The following is a 17,585-nucleotide window of genomic DNA, read 5'->3' on the forward strand; positions in this document are numbered from 1 at the left end:
CTTCAAATGCCCCCATCTTTGACACTGATAAACGATCGTCTAAAATCATTGCCCCTCTTATTGGACTTCTCACGATGACTCAACCTCTAGGCCCGGTCATGCTTGACCTTGAAGGCCAAGCATTAACTCGCGATGAAAAGCACTTGCTGCTTGAACCCACGGTAGGGGGCGTCATTTTATTTGCCCGTAACGTCGAAAGCGCCTACCAGGTGCGCAAGCTCTGTAGTGATATTCGCCGCGTGCGGGGGGATTTATTGATCGCGGTTGATCAGGAGGGCGGGCGCGTTCAGCGCATTAAAGAGGGTTTGACACGCCTTCCTGCCATGGCGCGCATTGGCGAGTGCTATAGCGCTAACGCAGAAGACGGCCTCGCGTTGGCAAAAGATGCTGGTTGGCTGCTGGGTATGGAAATGGCCGCCTGTGGCTTGGACTTAAGCTTTGCCCCGGTGCTTGATGTTGAAAGCGGTATATCAAGCGTGATTGGCGATCGCAGTTTCAGCCATGATCCGCAGCAAGTGGCCGTGCTTGGCGGTGCTTTTGTGCAAGGTCTTCATGAGGCGGGGATGGCCGCTGTCGGTAAGCACTTCCCAGGTCATGGCAGTGTCGCTGCTGACTCTCACGTCGCGCTGCCGGTGGATGATCGGCCGCTTGATGTGATTAAACAGCATGACTTAGTGCCCTTTTATCACCTGGCAGGTCAGCTAGAAGGGATTATGCCCGCCCACGTTATTTACAGCGCGTTTGATTCCCGACCCGCTGGTTTTTCGCCTAGCTGGTTAGGCATGCTGCGTGAGTCGATGGGCTTTAAGGGCTGCGTCTTTTCTGATGATTTAAGCATGGCGGGTGCCCACGAAGCCGGTGAACCCAAGGATCGCGCCCGGGCAGCCTTAGCCGCAGGCTGCGACATGCTGCTGGTATGCAATGACCGCGTCGCGGCACTTGAGGTAATGAACGCCTGCCAAGATATCGACGCTAAGCGTGCCGCCAAGCTTCGTTACAGCCGCGCACGACCAGATTTAGATGCACTCAGCGCGTTAGGGCGCTGGCGTCGCACCCACGCTAAATTAGAAGCGCTGGCCAACCAGTCGAATGCCAGTACTCTTTAAGCGCACTTGCTAACCTATATGACGATTTTTAAACCGCCGCGGAGTTGTTAGATGTCGAAGTTGGATAAAGAAGCGTTGGAGTCACTGGACTCAATGCGTGAGTTAATGGATAACGCCGACTGCTTAATCTCTCAGCAAGAGGTAGAGCGGGCGCTTGATCGTATGGCGGAAGCGATCACCCGAGATTTAGGCGATAAGCTACCTGTTTTTTACTGCGTAATGAATGGTGGTTTGATTACCACCGGCCACCTGCTAACCCGGTTGGGGTTCCCCCTAGAAGTGGATTACCTGCATGCCACCCGTTATCGCAATGAGCTGCGCGGCGGCGAGCTTTTTTGGCGCGTCTCGCCGGAAGTCCCTATGGCCGGACGCCATGTCGTTATTGTCGATGACATTTTAGATGAAGGCGCAACGTTAGCCGGTATCTTGGCCTACTGCCAAGAAGCGAAGGCCGCCAGCGTTACGACGGCTGTACTGGTCGATAAACAGCACAATCGCAAAGCGGTGCCCGGCTTAAAGGCCGACTACTGCAGCTTGGAAGTGGCCGACCGCTATGTGTTTGGTTTTGGAATGGACTATAAAGGCTACTGGCGCAACGCTCCGGGTATTTTTGCACCCAAAGGCATGTGACGATTCGCCATTCAATATTAGCGGGGTGAAAAGCGCCTCGCTAACCCAGTTTCGGCAATCATGCGTGTCGAAATCTCTTCAACTGAGAAGCGTGTCGCATCAATAAAAGGGATATGCATCGTGCGATATAGCGACTCCGCCTGATCTACCTCCTGCAAACATTGATCGATTGAACTATAGCGACTGTTAGGGCGTCTTTCATTGCGAATGGCGGCCAAACGACGTGGATCAATGGTCAGCCCAAACAGTTTTTGTCGATGGGGCGCGAGCGCCTTGGGAAGTTTTAGCATGCCGTCTTCATCCAGATCATCCTCGGTCAGCGGGTAGTTCGCGGCCCGAATGCCAAACTGCAGCGCTAAGTAGAGCGAGGTCGGCGTTTTACCACAGCGTGAAACCCCCACCAGAATGATGTCTGCCTTGTCGTATTGATGGGTTCGTGCGCCATCGTCGTTGTCCAGCGCGAAGTGCACCGAGTGAATGCGATCCATATACACATCGTCACTACCAATCGAGTGCGTTCGGCCAACGCTATACGATGAGTGGGTGTCCAGCTCTTGTTCTAAAGGCTCTAAAAACGTTGAAAAAATATCCACTTTAAAGCCCGACGCCTGACGAATAACGTTGCGAATTTGTTGATCAACAATGGTGTCAATGATGATAGGTCGCTGACCGTCACGACTGGCCGTTGCTTCAATAATCTCTGCCAGCGCCTGTGCTTTTTCTAGCGTATCGATATAGGGCTTTGTCAGCATGTTGATGTCAACATCGCTGAACTGGGCTAGCAGGCTGCGCCCTAAACTTTCCGCCGTAATGCCGGTGCCATCAGAAATAAAAAAAGCCGTGCGCTTCATAATAAAATCCGCCTGTGAGTGATTCACCTATTGTGGGCTGACCGGTTTAACAGCACAACGTGCGCAATGCTCCTGTCTAAAATGGCCCTGCCAAAAAAGTCTGCCAAAAATAGCGCTGACTACAGAATTGGCCTAAAACGGCTTGCTGTTGTAAAAATCCTCCACTGCCTTCGCTATTAGACCAATGGCGAATGCGTGAGCGCGGTGCTACGGTGTCTCAGTCAATAATTCATGGTCCGTGGTTTTCGTGACTGTATCAGTGGTCATGTCGACGTCTAAGAGCGAGGGGGTTACGTGGAAGAGTACATTCTGTGGTTCGATCAGCTGGGTATGACGGACGTCGAGCGCGTGGGTGGTAAAAATGCCTCGCTAGGTGAAATGATTTCTAATTTGTCAGGTGCTGGCGTCACCGTGCCCGGCGGCTTTGCCACTACTGCCCACGCATATCGTGAATTTCTCTCTCACGAAGGGCTGAATGAACGCATTAATGCAACGCTTGCTCGCTTAGACGTAGACGATATTAAGGCCCTGTCCGAAGCGGGTAGCAATATCCGTCAGTGGATCATTGATACGCCGCTGCCCCCAGCGTTTGAAGCAGCGCTGCGTGATGCTTACGTTCAGCTGCAGGCGCAACATTCTCAGCTAAAAGTAGCCGTGCGCAGCTCGGCGACAGCCGAAGATTTACCGGATGCCTCCTTCGCCGGTCAGCAGGAAACTTTCCTGAATATTGAAGGCTTCGACAATGTTAAGCGCGCGGTGCATGAAGTCTTTGCCTCTTTATTCAATGATCGCGCGATTTCCTATCGAGTGCATCGCGGCTACGCTCATGAGAACGTTGCGCTGTCTGCCGGCGTGCAGAAAATGGTGCGTTCTGAAACCGGCGCAGCTGGCGTCATGTTTACTCTTGACACTGAATCTGGCTTTCGCGATGCCGTGTTTGTAACGGCCTCATGGGGCTTGGGCGAAACGGTCGTGCAGGGTGCGGTTAACCCGGATGAGTTCTATGTGCATAAAGCGACGTTAGCAGCAGGTCGCCCCGCAGTCCTGCGCCGCAATTTGGGCTCAAAGCTGATTAAGATGGTTTACGGAAAAGAAACCAGTGCCGGCAAGTCGGTAGAAACTATCGATGTTCCGCACAAAGATCGTGGGCGTTTTTGTCTAAATGATCAGCAGGTAATGGATTTAGCGCGTCAGGCAATGACGATAGAGCAGCACTACCAGCGCCCAATGGATATTGAATGGGCACTGGATGGCGATGATGGTGAGCTGTATATCGTTCAGGCCCGCCCTGAAACGGTGGTTTCCCAGCAGGAGGGCGGCAAGCTTGAGCGCTTTCAACTGCGAGAGAAAGGCCGCACGCTGATCACCGGACGGGCGATTGGGCAGCGCATTGGACGCGGTGCCGTTAAAGTCATTTTAAGCCCAGATGACATGGACAAGATTAACGATGGTGACGTGTTAGTCACGGACATGACGGATCCAGACTGGGAGCCGATCATGAAGCGTGCGTCGGCTATCGTCACTAATCGTGGCGGGCGTACCTGCCACGCCGCCATTATTGCCCGTGAGCTAGGTATTCCTGCGGTGGTTGGCTGTGGCGATGCCACGACTCAGTTGCGAGAGGGTATTGATGTCACCGTGTCGTGCTCGGAAGGTGACACCGGTAATGTCTATGCTGGGCTGCTGGATTTTGACTGCAAAATTTCCAGCGTCGATGCCATGCCGGAAATTCCCTTTAAAATTATGATGAACGTCGGTAATCCGGATCGTGCCTTTGGGTTTGCAAGTTTGCCTCACGCGGGTGTTGGCTTAGCGCGTTTGGAGTTCATTATTAACCGTATGATCGGTGTCCATCCTAAGGCGCTACTTGAGTACGACACGCTACCTGTGGATTTGCAGCAGGTTATCGATCTGCGTACGGCAGGCTATGCGGACCCTGTCAGTTTTTACGTCGACAAGCTGGTCGAAGGGATTTCAACGCTCGCCGCTGCGTTTTACCCTCAGCGCGTGATCGTGAGGCTGTCCGACTTTAAATCCAATGAATATGAGAATCTGATCGGCGGAAAGCTGTATGAGCCTGGCGAAGAAAATCCGATGTTGGGCTTTCGTGGCGCCTCACGTTACATTTCAGAGGCCTTCCGCCCCTGCTTTGAGCTTGAGTGCCGTGCGCTGAAGCGGGTGCGTGACGAGATGGGCTTTGAAAATGTCGAAATTATGGTGCCCTTTGTACGTACCACAGATGAGGCGCGTAACGTCGTTGAACTGCTGGCGGCTAATGGCTTGAAGCGCGGCGGGCCTTCCGATCTGAAAGTCATCATGATGTGTGAGCTGCCGGCAAATGCGCTACTCGCGGATGAGTTTCTTGAGTATTTTGACGGCTTCTCGATTGGCTCCAATGACCTCACTCAGCTAACACTGGGGCTAGATCGTGATTCGGGCATTGTGGCTCATCTCTTTGATGAGCGAAATGAAGCGGTTAAAAAACTACTCGCCATGGCGATTCAGGCGTGTAAAGCCAAGGGCAAGTACGTGGGCATTTGCGGCCAAGGACCTTCTGATCATCCTGATTTAGCGAAATGGCTGATGGAGCAAGGTATTGACTCTGTATCGCTCAATCCAGATGCGGTATTGGAAACATGGTTTATGCTGGCAGGTCAAAAAATCGATTAATCTACAAATGCTTGTCTTTATGTTGCGTCCGGCCAGTGTGTCGGGCGTTAATGTTTCCATAAGCTATCCTGCTAGGGGTAGTTTTTGCCGTTGACTGGTAGTCTCTTTCAAAAGATCGCTATCATCAGTGATTTTTATAAGTAGCTTTTATAGATACTGTTATCGCCAGTTTGGTCATTTCAAAAAAACGCGGGAGGGCGTTGTGATGTCCCCAAAACAGATAAAATTTGCACTGCCAAGTTTGCTGGTAGTGCCGATATATGGCTGGGGCTTTAGCTATGAAGCACCTTCAATCTCGCCTGAAGTCGAGTCGGGCTATGAAGAAAAGCCGGGTTGGTCCGCCGACTCATTTGCAGTCGCTGCAGCTAACCCGTTGGCGACCGACGCGGGCTACCAGATTTTAAAAGCTGGTGGTAACGCGATAGATGCCGCCATCGCAGTGCAGATGGTATTAAATTTGGTTGAGCCTCAATCCAGCGGGATTGGCGGCGGTGCTTTTTTGATGTATTACGATGGCGCAGACATTCGCGCCTACGATGGCCGCGAGACGGCGCCACAAGGCGTAACCGGTGAGCTATTCATGGAAGACGGCGAGCCCATAGCATTTATGGACGCGGTGGCCAGCGGGCTTTCAGTGGGTGTGCCGGGTACGCTTCGAATGCTTGAAAAAGCACATGCTGAACATGGTGAGCTGGCTTGGGAAGAACTATTTAAGCCCGCCATTACGCTAGCAGAGGAAGGGTTTGCTGTTAGCAATCGTCTGCATACTACCCTTGCTAGCGATGAATACCTGCGTCAAGACGCTCTAGCCAGCCAATTTTATTATGATGAGGAAGGCGAGCCCATCGCCGTGGGTGAAACGCTTAAAAACCCAGCCTTAGCAGAAATTTTCCGACGCGTAGCTGCCCAAGGCAGCGATGCTTTAAATGAAGGCGCGGTGGCAGAGGATATCGTAGCGCTGGTTCAGAGCCATCCTGAGCGTCCCGGCACCCTGACTCTGGAGGATATGAGCGGCTATGAAGCCGTTGACCGCGAGCCGCTGTGCACACCGTGGCAGCAGTGGGAAGTGTGTGGTTTTCCACCGCCGTCGTCTGGCCATCTAACCGTCATGCAGATTCTAGGCATGCTCGACCAGCAGCCGTTGCTTGAAGCGCCGTTAAATAATGGTGCTTCTAGCAGTGGGTGGTTGCATCAGTTCTTAGAAGCCTCGCGTTTAGCATTTGCGGACCGCGGTCGTTATATTGCAGACCCCGACTTTGTAGACGCACCCGGTGGCGATTGGTCGTTGATGCTGGCACCAAGCTATCTTCAGCAGCGCAGCGCGCTGATTGGCGAGATGAGCATGGGCGACAGCGCCGAGCCAGGTAATCCTGGTGAACTGGCGATAACCTGGGCTTCTCAGCCAGACCAGCCTGAATATGGCACTAGCCATATTAGTATTATCGACGAAGACGGCAATGCCGTAGCCATGACCACCACCATTGAACAAGCGTTTGGCTCACGAATTTTGTCCGACGGTGGTACAGGCTTAGCCGGTGGTTTCTTCCTCAATAATGAGCTGACCGATTTCTCATTTGAACCTGAGGTGGATGGTGAGCCGGTGGCCAATCGCGTAGAGCCGGGCAAGCGGCCGCGCTCTAGCATGAGCCCAACGCTAGTGTTTGACCAAGAAAGCGGCGAGCTAGTGGCAAGCTTAGGCTCGCCAGGTGGCGCAGCGATTATTCACTACACGGCCCGTACATTGGTTGCGCTGCGCGACTGGGGGCTCAATGCGCAAGAAGCACTGAATCTACCTCATGCGATTACCTTGGGCGGTGATGTGTTTGTTGAGGAGGGACGTTTTTCTGAAGCCACGATAGATGCGCTGCGCGAGCGCGGACACACCGTCAGCGAACGTGAGCTGACTAGCGGGCTGCAGGCCATTATGCGTCGTAAGGACGGCACGCTGTTTGGTGGTGCTGACCCGCGCCGTGAAGGCGTCGTTATGGGTGATTAGCGGTTTATTGGCGTAGCCAGTTACGCAATTTCACCAGCATTAGTGCACCGTCGCTTAACTCGCGGCGGTCGTGAATAAGCGCCGTTAAACGATCTGGGTAGTCGGTGATAATGGCATCGACACCCAGGTCGATTAAGGTCGACATTCGGGCACTGCTGTTAACCGTCCAGGCGTGTATCTCGTAACCATATAGCCTCGCTAAACGAATTTCCCCTTCAGTGATACGGTTGTGTCTTAACCCGAGCGCATCAAATTCGCGCCTATCTAGCGTTCCAGGAAGAATTAGCTGTGCCAGCAGCGTGACGCGCAGGGCTGGCGCTCGTTCATGAATATGTGTGAGTAAGGACGGCGACATGGTGGCAACGCGCGTAGCTAAAAGCGCATTGGGAAAACCGCACGCAGTGTATCCATCGAAGGCGCTTTGTTGGGTTGCCCAGCAGCGGTAGCGCAGATCACTCTCGGCATTTAAAGTATCTATCACGGCATCGGCTAATGCCTGTTCCTGACCAGGTGACGGCTTCATATCGATCATTAAGCCTGCCTTACCGCGCACAAGGCTGAGTGCTTCATCTAAGCCCGGTATGGTCTCGTTTTGAAAAGCATCGCCAAACCAGCTGCCAATATCATATTGGCTAAGCTGTTCTCGGGTTAAATCATCAAACTCACGGTTATCACCGGTTAATCTTGCCAAGCTTCGGTCATGGTAAAGCATAACCTGTTGATCTGTGCTCAAGCGGACGTCAATTTCGACATAGTCAGCGCCATCGATTAGCGCCTGATCGACGGCTGCCAGGGTATTTTCAGGCGCCACTATAGAGCTGCCGCGATGAGCAATGACGGCAACATTGTCTCGTATCTCAAAGCTATTGAGTATCCACCAGGCCTGCAGACCCGCAAAAATAAACACGCTAAGCTCAACTGCCCAGGCAAGCTTGCCTGCATTGGCATCTGTCGCTGGGGGCGCGGGACGAGGCTCATGATGAGCCAGCTGCATATAGAGGCATGCAGAAAGCAGCGCATTAGTCGCAATGCCGACAAAGGTAATGGTGAGCGTGAGTAGTACATAGCCAATTAAATACGCCAACATGGCGGGAATAAGTACTGCGCTGTGCTCGGGAAGCCACCACAACATTGGCGTGAAAAGACGGTCGAACAGCAAAGTAGCCAGGAAAGGTAGGCTAATAATAATCACTAACAGTAGAAGTACAGCCGCACCAATAGAGCGCCGCCAGCCTTGCGTTAGGCTAACACTACGCTTTAATGCCAGCCAAGGGGGACAATTTTCCAGCGCCACTAATGGAAGGGCCAGCAGCCAGCGTAGATAGAGCCACGATGCTGCCCATATCCAAACGGCGATTAGCGGCAGGGCGCATGCAATGAAATACCATAGTGCGGGTGGACGCACACGCTGTAAATAGTAGGGATCTATGCCGCTTAGCCACACGCTATAGAGCCAAGCAAGGGCTGCCATAAAGGGCGCTAGCAGAAGTAGATGCGTACCGACCTGGAGAAAGACCAGGCCCGCTAGGGCAGGCAGCCGGCGGGTGCTTAGCCAGAGTGCCTCAAGCGCGAGACGATAATGGTTGTCTCGCGGCCTGACCGCTACTTGTAGCATGCCGGCTTGCTGCCAGTAAATAATTAGAAACGTGAACCCAAGCCCAACCAGCATGCCGATAAGCCCCAGCGGGCTAAACAGCAGGGCGATCAGTTCATCGTTGGTCACTACGGTGCGATTTAGCTGGGCAAGCAAGCCACGTATCACCCAGGTAATAGCGGGCAGCAGCAGGGCCGAAGCGAGCAGAGTGAAAAATAAATGATAGGCGATCAATGGACGCAGATGATCGCGCAATGTGCGTAGTAAGGCAGAGCCAAGGTGGGTCAACGGCTGCATTGTCATTAAATGTTTAGAATGAATTACCAGAGTGGCAGCAACTGCCACGCCTGGCAAGAGGATCGTAGAAGAGCAACGTGGTTAAGCAAGCATTGGTCCGTTATGGCAAAATTCGCTTAAGATAGCGGCAGCTCGCGCTCAGCAAGGATGATGCCATTGTTATCTGCATACAGCCACTGGCCGGGTTTAAGCGTGACCCCAGCAAACGCCACTGGCTCATCGCGCTGGCCTTCACCGTGTTTATTGCTTCTACGCGGATGGCTGCCTAGTGCTTGAACGCCGAGTGGAAGGTTGGCAAGAATATCAACATCGCGTACGCAGCCGTACATCACCACGCCCGCCCAGCCGTTTGCTACCGCTTGTTCTGCTAGCATATCGCCCAGCATGGCGCAGCGATATGATCCACCTGCGTCTACTACTAATACGGCACCGTTGCCGGGTTCGGTAACAGCTTGCTTAACCAGTGAGTTGTCTTCAAAACATTTGATGGTGCGGATAGGGCCATAAAAAGCGTCGAGACCACCAAAATTGGCAAACATGGGGTCAAGCACCGCAACGTCAGGATGTGCGTCGCATAGGTCCGGTGTCACGATTTGAATGGAATGGGGCATCATGCGCTCCTTATGCAAAAGAAAAAAACGCCCCGCTCTGTTACACAGTGGCGGGGCGTTCGGTCATCGACTCAGCCAGTGTGATAAGTCACGCTGGCTGTGATGGTGCGAGCATCGGCGATGGGGCGGTCAGGCTTCTTGCGAGACCGGAATCACGTTTGAGGCGATCTTCTGATACTCCTCAATTTCGTGAAAATTCATGTAACGATAAATCTCGCCAGCCATGGCGTCAAATTCACCCATATAACGTTGGTACTCTTCAACGCTGGGTAGGCGTCCTTCTACTGCGGCAACGGCAGCCAGCTCCGCAGAGGCGAGGTACACGTTAGCACCATCGCCAAGTCGGTTCGGGAAGTTACGTGTAGACGTGGACACCACGGTGCTCTTGGCAGCAACGCGGGCCTGGTTACCCATACACAGTGAACAGCCCGGCATTTCCATCCGCGCACCGGCGCGGCCGTAGATACCGTAGTAGCCTTCTTCGGTCAGCTGATGCTGATCCATTTTAGTCGGTGGTGCCAGCCAAAGGCGAGTTTTTAAACTACCTGCCGGCTGCTTTTCAAGCAATTTTCCGGCCGCACGGAAGTGGCCGATGTTAGTCATGCATGAGCCGATAAAGACCTCATCGATTTTCTGGCCCGCTACGTCAGATAGCAGGCGCGCATCGTCTGGATCATTCGGCGCACATAGAACCGGCTCTTTAATTTCAGCCAGATCAATTTCGATAATTTCAGCGTACTCGGCGTCTTTGTCAGCCCGCATCAGGCTTGGATTGGCAAGCCATGCTTCCATGCCTTCAATACGGCGACTAATCGTGCGCTCATCGCCATAGCCGTTGCCCATCATCCACTTCAGCAGCGTAATGTTGGACTTCAGATATTGTGTGACGCTCTCATCCGAAAGCGTAATCGAACAGCCGGCCGCTGAGCGCTCGGCAGATGCATCGGAAAGCTCAAACGCTTGCTCAACGGTCAAGTCTTCAAGGCCTTCGATTTCTAGCACACGGCCAGAGAAAGCGTTGATCTTATTCGACTTGTCGACGGTCAACAAGCCTTGTTTGATGGCGTAAAGCGGAATGGCGTGAACCAAATCGCGCAGCGTAACGCCTCGCTGGCGCTGGCCTTTAAAGCGAACCAGTACCGATTCCGGCATATCCAGCGGCATAACGCCCGTCGCCGCGGCAAAGGCTACCAAGCCTGAGCCTGCAGGGAAGGAAATGCCGAGCGGGAAGCGCGTATGTGAATCGCCACCGGTGCCGACAGTGTCAGGCAGCAGCATGCGGTTCAGCCAGCTGTGGATAATGCCATCGCCAGGACGCAGCGATACGCCGCCACGGTTCATAATGAAGTCGGGAAGAGTGTGGTGAGTGTCTACATCGACCGGCTTAGGATACGCGGCGGTGTGGCAGAAAGACTGCATGACCAAATCAGCTTGGAAGCCAAGACAAGCAAGATCTTTCAGCTCATCGCGGGTCATCGGGCCAGTCGTATCCTGTGAGCCAACGGTGGTCATCTTCGGCTCGCAATACATGCCCGGACGAACACCTTCCAGACCACACGCTTTACCCACCATTTTCTGCGCTAAGGTAAAGCCTTTGCCAGTATCTTTAGGCTGGTCGGGTAGGCGGAAAACCTCTGACGTTGGCAGCCCCAGTGACTCACGAGCTTTGCCTGTCAAGCCACGGCCAATGATCAGCGGAATACGACCGCCTGCGCGTACTTCATCAAGAATCAGCTGCGTTTTAAGCTCAAACGTGGTGACGACGTCGTCGGTACCGTGCTTGCACACTTTTCCCTGGTAGGGATAAATGTCGATAACATCGTTCATGTGCAGGTTGGCTACGTCCATCTCAACCGGCAGAGCACCGGAATCTTCCATCGTATTGAAGAAGATAGGCGCGATTTTATTGCCAAAGCAGAAGCCGCCAGCGCGCTTATTCGGTGCGTAAGGAATATCGTCACCGAAGAACCATAAAACGGAGTTGGTTGCTGATTTACGTGAAGAGCCGGTGCCTACAACATCGCCCACGTATACGACAGGAAAGCCCTGTGCTTTAACGTCTTCAACCTGCTTTAGCGGGCCCGTTGTGCCAGGCACTGCTGGCTCAATGCCATCACGCTCGTTTTTGAGCATCGCATTGGCGTGTAGCGGAATGTCGGGGCGTGACCAGGCATCTGGAGCCGGTGACAGATCATCTGTGTTCGTCTCACCCGGTACTTTAAACACGCTGAGGGTGATTTTCTCTGCTAATGCAGGTTTAGACAGGAACCATTCAGCCTCTGCCCAGGATTCAATAACGTCTTTTGCAACGCTATTGCCATTTTTGGCCCGCGCTTCAACATCGTGAAAGGCGTCGAACATAAGTAGCGTGTGCTTAAGCTGCTCGCCAGCTTCACGGGCTAGCTCTTCATTATCGAGCAGCTCAACCATAGAAACGATGTTGTAGCCGCCCTGCATGGTGCCGAGTAATTTGACAGCATGCACTTTATCGATCAGCGGAGACGTTGCTTCACCTTTAGCGATAGCGGTTAAAAAGCCCGCTTTGACATAAGCGGCTTCATCAACGCCTGGCGGGATCCGGTTGGTGATCAGCTCGAGGATGAATTCCTCTTCGCCAGCCGGCGGTGTTTTCAGTAGCTCAACTAATGAAGCGACTTGTTCAGCGTTTAGGGGCTTGGGCGGGACGCCCTCAGCGGCACGTTCCTCGACATGCTGGCGGTAAGCTTCAATCACGTTGGGGCCCTCTCATTTGCTTTTTTCATTTTCATGGTAACGGTCTGCACGTTGCAGGGTGTGAGCTGCACAGCGTTCAAAAGTGTGGCCGATAGCATGTGGTACACGCTTGACAAACAGCGCCTGGTTGGATGGCTGAGATTCTACGACAAACTGTCGACAATGTTAAGCTGGCAAGCAGAACAGACACTTGTGCTTTGTGCTGATGTTGCGACGGCAACCCACTAAAAGCATGTTTAATTAACCTTCTCAGCCACTAAATAGGGCAATTTTTGCATTTTTGGTGACAGGCTAGGCGTTTGGCGGGTGTGATTGTGGTTACAGCGCGTTACCATGGGTTGAGCTGCTATAGGCTGTTGATGCGCTAATAAAAGGCATGGAGGATTTTTAATCTCTTTACTATATTAGTCATGAGTCATGCAAGTAAGCGTGCTAAGTAAATCTCTGGGAACTAAGCGCCAAGCGCTTATGTGCTATACCATAATGATACGTGGGGTCGGTGGTTGTGTTATGTCGATACAGTTAAGTGCTTTGCAGGCCGCCCCTCATGGGCTGCGAGCCGATGATCTTCTGCCTGAAAGCCTCAATCAGTTCCTAGCCTGCGCCACGCCTGTCGCGTGGCTGCAATGGGCGATCGAACATCCTGAGACGCTGTTGATTGACCATGCGCAGTGTGAAAAGAAAGCCGCATCGACGGCAATGAGCCTGCTCTATCGCTACGTTGATCAACCTCTGCTGCTGAGCAAAATGTCGCAGCTGGCGCGAGAAGAGCTGCTGCATTTTGAGCAAGTGATTTCGCTGATGGAGTCGAGAGGAGTGGCGTATCAGCATTTAACGGCCTCCCGCTACGCTGAGGGACTTCGGCGGCATATGCGCAGCAATGACCCTGAGCGTTTGATCGATATATTAATTATCGGGGCACTGATTGAAGCACGTAGCTGTGAGCGCTTTGCTTGCTTAATTCCCTATTTAGACGAAGAGCTCGCCAAGTTTTATCGTACGCTAGTGAAGTCAGAAGGTCGTCATTTTGAAGATTATCTAATGCTGGCTCGCCAGCAAACATCGAATGCAATCGATGATCGAATCGCTTTTTTTGTGGCGCGTGAAGCGGAGCTGATTACTTCGCCCGATACGGCTTTTCGTTTTCATAGCGGTGTGCCCGCTTAAGCCGCTACTAGCCTAGGCAGGATGTCTATCATGCGCGATGCTCGTGAGACTGATCAATTAACTCTTTTCGGCCATTTTTCGCTCACTCAAGGCGAGGATGCGTTAACCCATTTCAGCTACGACAAGGTCAAAGCCTTGCTCGTTTATCTGCTGCTGCATCGCCAGCCGGTTAATAGGGCGGCGCTAGCAGAGCTTTTGTGGCCTGACCAAGGGCTGTCCTCCGGTAGAACCAATTTGCGTCATGCGTTGCACTGCTTGCGCCAGTCGCTTGGTGAGAGCGCTGACCAGGTGCTAAGCGTGTCTCGTCAAACGATTGCCTTTCAACTGCCGGCAAACTGGCAGGTGGATTTGCATACCCTGCAGCAGCTGCTTGAGGGGCCGCGAGATTTAGATACCCTTGAGGCACTAATGTGCTGCTATCAAGGCGATCTCATTGAAGAGCTGCAACTGTCTAGCTGTAGTGAGTTTCAGCGCTGGCTAGTGCAGGTACGTAATGAATGGCGCCAGCGCGTGGTTTGCTTTGCTGAGCAAGTGCTGGAGGCTCACGCTGATTTGCCGGGCGCTATTTTAGAAGCACTGGTGAGTCGGTTTTCCGGCTACGGTCCGTTTCACGAACGTTTGGTTCGCCAGTTGGCTGAGCAGAACAAAATGGCCGCTGCTCATGAGCACTACAATAGCTATTTACAGCTATTGGCGCTGTCAGGGCAGCAGCCAGAACCCAGCTTTGTGCAGTTGGCCAGCTTTTGGTCTGACGGCCATCACGATTCGCGCTTGATGAGTCCTCAGGGCGCTTTTTCTCGCGCACTGGCGGTTGACAGTAAACCACTACGTGAAGATGAAATAGAGCTTCGCCAGCTTTCGGTCATGGCTATTCGGCTGCGCTTAAAAGGGGATTGGCAAGACCGTGCGGCGATGCGTAACTGCCTTGCGCTACAGCTAGAACTATTGCGCTGGCTGGAGCAGCAGTGCCGCCATTTAGGCGGTTTCTGGCTGCCAGGCGCGACCGGTGGTTTAGGGTTAGCCTGCTTTGGCACCCATGGCCCTGCACACCAGCTGGCTGATTTAGTCGCGCTTTATGAGCATTGCCGTCAGGCGCTGACGTTAGAAATCGTGCGTCACTGGGCCGGTGAAGGCAGCGTACCGCAATTTGAGCTGGCCGCTGGTTTGCACAGTGGGCGAGTGGTGTATTTGCCCGAGCGCCAATTGGCTGACCCGCTGGGCCAGGTCACGCAAACGTCACTGGAACTGATGAGTGCGGCTGAAGGCAGTGAGCTGGTTATCTCTCAAGAAGCGAGCCAGCACATGCCGCCAGCACTCGACCTTCAGCCACGGTTAGTATCTCGTTTGATGGCCAGTGATGGTCGCGTGCGATTACGCGCACTGGTGCTGGGGCAAAATGAAGGCGGCCGCGATGCGCTGCCGCCTAGCTTAGTCGGTCGCGAAACCGCACTGCGCACTCTGCGCGATGCGTTAGCCCGGGCTGGTATTGGCCTGCGTCAAAGCGTGCTGGTTCGCGGGCCCTCGGGCATGGGTAAATCTGCGCTCATGGTGGGTTTTCGCCAACTGGAGCTTAGCCGCGATGCGGCTATCTGCTGGCAGCCTACGACGCGTATGTCAGCACTTGATGCCTATGGCGTCGCCCGTACGCTGGTTAGCTGGTATCTAAAGCAGCCGTTAAGTGTAGAGATCATCCAGGCGCTACAAATAACGCTAGAATTAGAGCCTCTCGATCCTGATCGTCAGCATTTGTTGGAAGAGGCGCTGGGCGTACATAAAGTGCAAGAGATTACTCAGCTGGCGCAAAGCGGTGAAGCCGTAGAGCTAGTTGTCATGCTGCTGCATCGCTTAATTGAGCGCCAGGCAGAAACGCGCACGCTAGTGCTGATGATCGATGATCTTCAGTGGCTAGATGAACCTTCTTTTAAAGTGCTCTCCGGGCTGCAGGCACGTCTGCCTATCAATACCGCTTTTATGCTGGTTGCTAGTCACCATGGGCGTGATGCTCTACCGGTGAAGCTGCATTGGGATCAGAAAATTAGCTTGGGCAATCTTGATGCGCTGCAATCATCGCGGCTGCTGTCACAGCTTTCACGTCGCTACCGAATCCACCTAAGCCCGCGGCTGCGTAATCAAATTATAGAGCGCTGCGATGGCGTGCCGCTTTATATGCAGGAGATTTGTCGTCGTCTAGATATGGACCGTCGAGAAGGGCGCAGCGTCCATTTTGATGAGCTTCCCAAAGGGTTGTTGGGGCTGCTGGCTAGCCGGATTGATCAGCTAGAAGGTGATCGCGAAATTGCCCATGTCTCTGCCGTGCTTGGCAAGCGCTTCAGGCTGGACTTTCTGCTTGAGTGCAGCGGTTGGGATCAAGCGCGCCTTGGCCAGGCGCTTGAACATATGCGGCTACTAGAAATTGTCGAACCGGTCGAGAATGACAGCGGTGTGCACGAGTATCAGTTTAGCCATCAGCTGCTTCAGGAGGCGGCCTATCTCTCTTGTCCGCGTGATGTGCGTGTCAAGCTACACCAACAGGTAGTCACCTTAATTGAGGAACGCTTTCCGGTGTGGATTAGTCGTCACCCCGGCGATTTTGCAACGCACCTCCGGCGTAGCGGTCACTATGCCCGTGGCGCACGCTATTTTGAATTGGCGTCTCGGGAAGCGCTGAAAGTGAGTGCTAATCGCACTGCGCTGCGTATGGCCGATGCTGGCTTGGCCAGTTTACGCCACGTAGATCACGAAATTGAGCGTGAAGTGAGCCTACTAACCGTGCGTGGCCAAGCGGCGTTTTCATTAGAAGGCCATGGTTCGCCTATCGCCCATGAGAGCTTTGTGCGCGCCCGTGAGCTGCTGCGCGAATCAGGCATTGATAGCTTGGAAGATCCAGAAGACTTAGAGCAGGTATTTTTAGTGAAGTGGGGGCTGTGGGTAGGGCGAAGCCAACGATATGCTCATGCGGACGCGTTTGCATTGGCTTCAACGCTTACTGATATTGCCGCACGCCTTGAAGACCCACGTTATCGTCGTTTGGCGGACTATGCGCGCGCTAACTGTGAGTATTGGGCAGGATGTATTCAGCAGGCGCACGATCATTTAGATGAAATTGATCCCCTCAATGCGCAGATGATGATTGAGTGGCTGCCTTTCTCTGATCATCCGCAGGTGTCGGCCGCCTGCTTTCAAGGCTGGGCGCTTTGTTTGCGCGGCGATTATCAACGCGCCGAGCGCCAAGTGTCTGCCGCCATTCGCTTGGCTGAAAAGATTGCTCATCCGGGTACGTTGGCAATGGCTCTACTCGTCGCCGCGGCGCTTTACCGTCAAATAGGTCATGTGCATTTAGCCGCGCGTCACGCCGAGCGGGCAGCGGCCATGACGGCTACCCCAGACCTGCAGCTGTGGCAAATTTCCGCACAGAGCATTCTTGGCTGGCAGCGAGCGCTGGTGGGAGACGCAGCAGGCTTAGTGCATATTCGCGACAGTTTGGACCAAATGGCTGAGCTTAATGGGCGCGACCGCTATCAGCGGCCGGCATTCTGGTATTCTGACGCCTGTATTGAGCTAGGCGAATTAAGCGCTGCAGACGATTATCTTGAGCAGTGCTTGGTGATTGCCCGTGAGCGTACGACGCTCTTTTTACCTGAGCTTGCCACCCAGCTGGCAAAAGTTCGCGGCTTGCTTGGCTACCCGGCTCATGAGGTGAAGGCGCTTGCACAAATGGCTATTAATCAGTCTCGAGAGCACGGCAATCGTCATCAGGAACTAGCGGCCTTAGAGCTATGGCTGACGCACATTGAACCTAATGATCAGCAGGCTAAAGACAGCTTTAGACGGTTATTGAGCGAGGTCAGCCACAGCGATGCGCCAGTGCTGACGCGCTGGGTCAGCTTATTAGACCGCCGTACGGCTATTCCGGTGGGTGCGGAAGGTTAG

At 53.5% G+C, this 17,585-nt stretch carries 10 protein-coding genes; 6 read left to right on the plus strand and 4 right to left on the minus strand.

Translation table 11 applies throughout. The features are described from left to right. The first annotated feature begins 74 nt into the window (after nt 1-74). Both nagZ and ACT3TR_RS15705 read left to right on the plus strand, forming a co-directional pair. A complete protein-coding gene (nagZ, locus tag ACT3TR_RS15700) occupies nt 75-1,106 on the plus strand; it encodes a beta-N-acetylhexosaminidase (protein WP_444625586.1) in 1,032 nt (343 codons plus the stop codon). A gap of 51 nt (nt 1,107-1,157) precedes the next feature. After that, nucleotides 1,158-1,736 (plus strand): hypoxanthine-guanine phosphoribosyltransferase, encoded by a 579-nt coding sequence (locus ACT3TR_RS15705; RefSeq protein WP_096279759.1) that lies wholly within the window; start codon nt 1,158-1,160, stop codon nt 1,734-1,736. A 17-nt stretch (nt 1,737-1,753) separates the two neighbouring features. Here ACT3TR_RS15705 and ppsR read toward each other — a convergent pair whose 3' ends face one another. Next, complete coding sequence (gene ppsR / locus ACT3TR_RS15710) at nt 1,754-2,587, minus strand: posphoenolpyruvate synthetase regulatory kinase/phosphorylase PpsR (RefSeq protein WP_096279762.1); 834 nt, start codon at nt 2,585-2,587, stop codon at nt 1,754-1,756. A 294-nt stretch (nt 2,588-2,881) separates the two neighbouring features. Here ppsR and ppsA point away from each other — a divergent pair, with 294 nt between their 5' ends. Both ppsA and ggt read left to right on the plus strand, forming a co-directional pair. Next, complete coding sequence (ppsA, locus tag ACT3TR_RS15715; protein ID WP_096279764.1) at nt 2,882-5,257, plus strand: phosphoenolpyruvate synthase; 2,376 nt, start codon at nt 2,882-2,884, stop codon at nt 5,255-5,257. Nucleotides 5,258-5,462: 205 nt separating this feature from the next. Further along, nucleotides 5,463-7,253 (plus strand): gamma-glutamyltransferase, encoded by a 1,791-nt coding sequence (ggt, locus tag ACT3TR_RS15720; protein ID WP_444625717.1) that lies wholly within the window; start codon nt 5,463-5,465, stop codon nt 7,251-7,253. Nucleotides 7,254-7,257: 4 nt separating this feature from the next. Here ggt and ACT3TR_RS15725 read toward each other — a convergent pair whose 3' ends face one another. The 3 genes from ACT3TR_RS15725 to acnB all read right to left on the minus strand — a co-directional run bounded on the left by ACT3TR_RS15725 (nt 7,258) and on the right by acnB (nt 12,488). Continuing rightward, complete coding sequence (locus tag ACT3TR_RS15725) at nt 7,258-9,144, minus strand: glycerophosphodiester phosphodiesterase family protein (protein WP_225734426.1); 1,887 nt, start codon at nt 9,142-9,144, stop codon at nt 7,258-7,260. 116 nt (nt 9,145-9,260) lie between these two features. Beyond that, on the minus strand, nt 9,261-9,758 hold the full coding sequence (gene rraA / locus ACT3TR_RS15730; RefSeq protein ID WP_441684289.1) for a ribonuclease E activity regulator RraA: 498 nt from the start codon (nt 9,756-9,758) through the stop codon (nt 9,261-9,263). A 126-nt stretch (nt 9,759-9,884) separates the two neighbouring features. Then, nucleotides 9,885-12,488: a bifunctional aconitate hydratase 2/2-methylisocitrate dehydratase gene (acnB, locus tag ACT3TR_RS15735; RefSeq protein WP_444625585.1), complete on the minus strand. Its 2,604-nt coding sequence runs from the start codon at nt 12,486-12,488 to the stop codon at nt 9,885-9,887. 510 nt (nt 12,489-12,998) lie between these two features. Between acnB and ACT3TR_RS15740 the strand changes: the two genes are divergently transcribed. Together ACT3TR_RS15740 and ACT3TR_RS15745 are read left to right on the plus strand one after the other, a co-directional pair. Next, the gene (locus ACT3TR_RS15740; RefSeq protein WP_441684287.1) at nt 12,999-13,655 is read left to right on the plus strand and encodes a tRNA-(ms[2]io[6]A)-hydroxylase; all 657 of its coding nucleotides are present in this window, start codon (nt 12,999-13,001) and stop codon (nt 13,653-13,655) included. A gap of 30 nt (nt 13,656-13,685) precedes the next feature. Beyond that, on the plus strand, nt 13,686-17,585 hold the full coding sequence (locus ACT3TR_RS15745) for an AAA family ATPase (RefSeq protein WP_444625584.1): 3,900 nt from the start codon (nt 13,686-13,688) through the stop codon (nt 17,583-17,585).

Source organism: Halomonas sp. AOP12-B1-6 (assembly GCF_052379225.1).
In the GTDB taxonomy this organism is placed as follows: domain Bacteria; phylum Pseudomonadota; class Gammaproteobacteria; order Pseudomonadales; family Halomonadaceae; genus Vreelandella; species Vreelandella casei.

Excerpts from the sequence above, each read along its gene's own strand:
- ggt (WP_444625717.1), top strand. The coding sequence starts at position 5,463 with ATGTCCCCAAAACAGATAAAATTTGCACTGCCAAGTTTGCTGGTAGTG.
- nagZ (WP_444625586.1), top strand. The coding sequence starts at position 75 with ATGACTCAACCTCTAGGCCCGGTCATGCTTGACCTTGAAGGCCAAGCA.
- ACT3TR_RS15725 (WP_225734426.1), bottom strand. The coding sequence starts at position 9,144 with ATGCAGCCGTTGACCCACCTTGGCTCTGCCTTACTACGCACATTGCGC.
- ppsR (WP_096279762.1), bottom strand. The coding sequence starts at position 2,587 with ATGAAGCGCACGGCTTTTTTTATTTCTGATGGCACCGGCATTACGGCG.
- rraA (WP_441684289.1), bottom strand. The coding sequence starts at position 9,758 with ATGATGCCCCATTCCATTCAAATCGTGACACCGGACCTATGCGACGCA.
- ACT3TR_RS15705 (WP_096279759.1), top strand. The coding sequence starts at position 1,158 with ATGTCGAAGTTGGATAAAGAAGCGTTGGAGTCACTGGACTCAATGCGT.
- ACT3TR_RS15740 (WP_441684287.1), top strand. The coding sequence starts at position 12,999 with ATGTCGATACAGTTAAGTGCTTTGCAGGCCGCCCCTCATGGGCTGCGA.
- ACT3TR_RS15745 (WP_444625584.1), top strand. The coding sequence starts at position 13,686 with ATGCGCGATGCTCGTGAGACTGATCAATTAACTCTTTTCGGCCATTTT.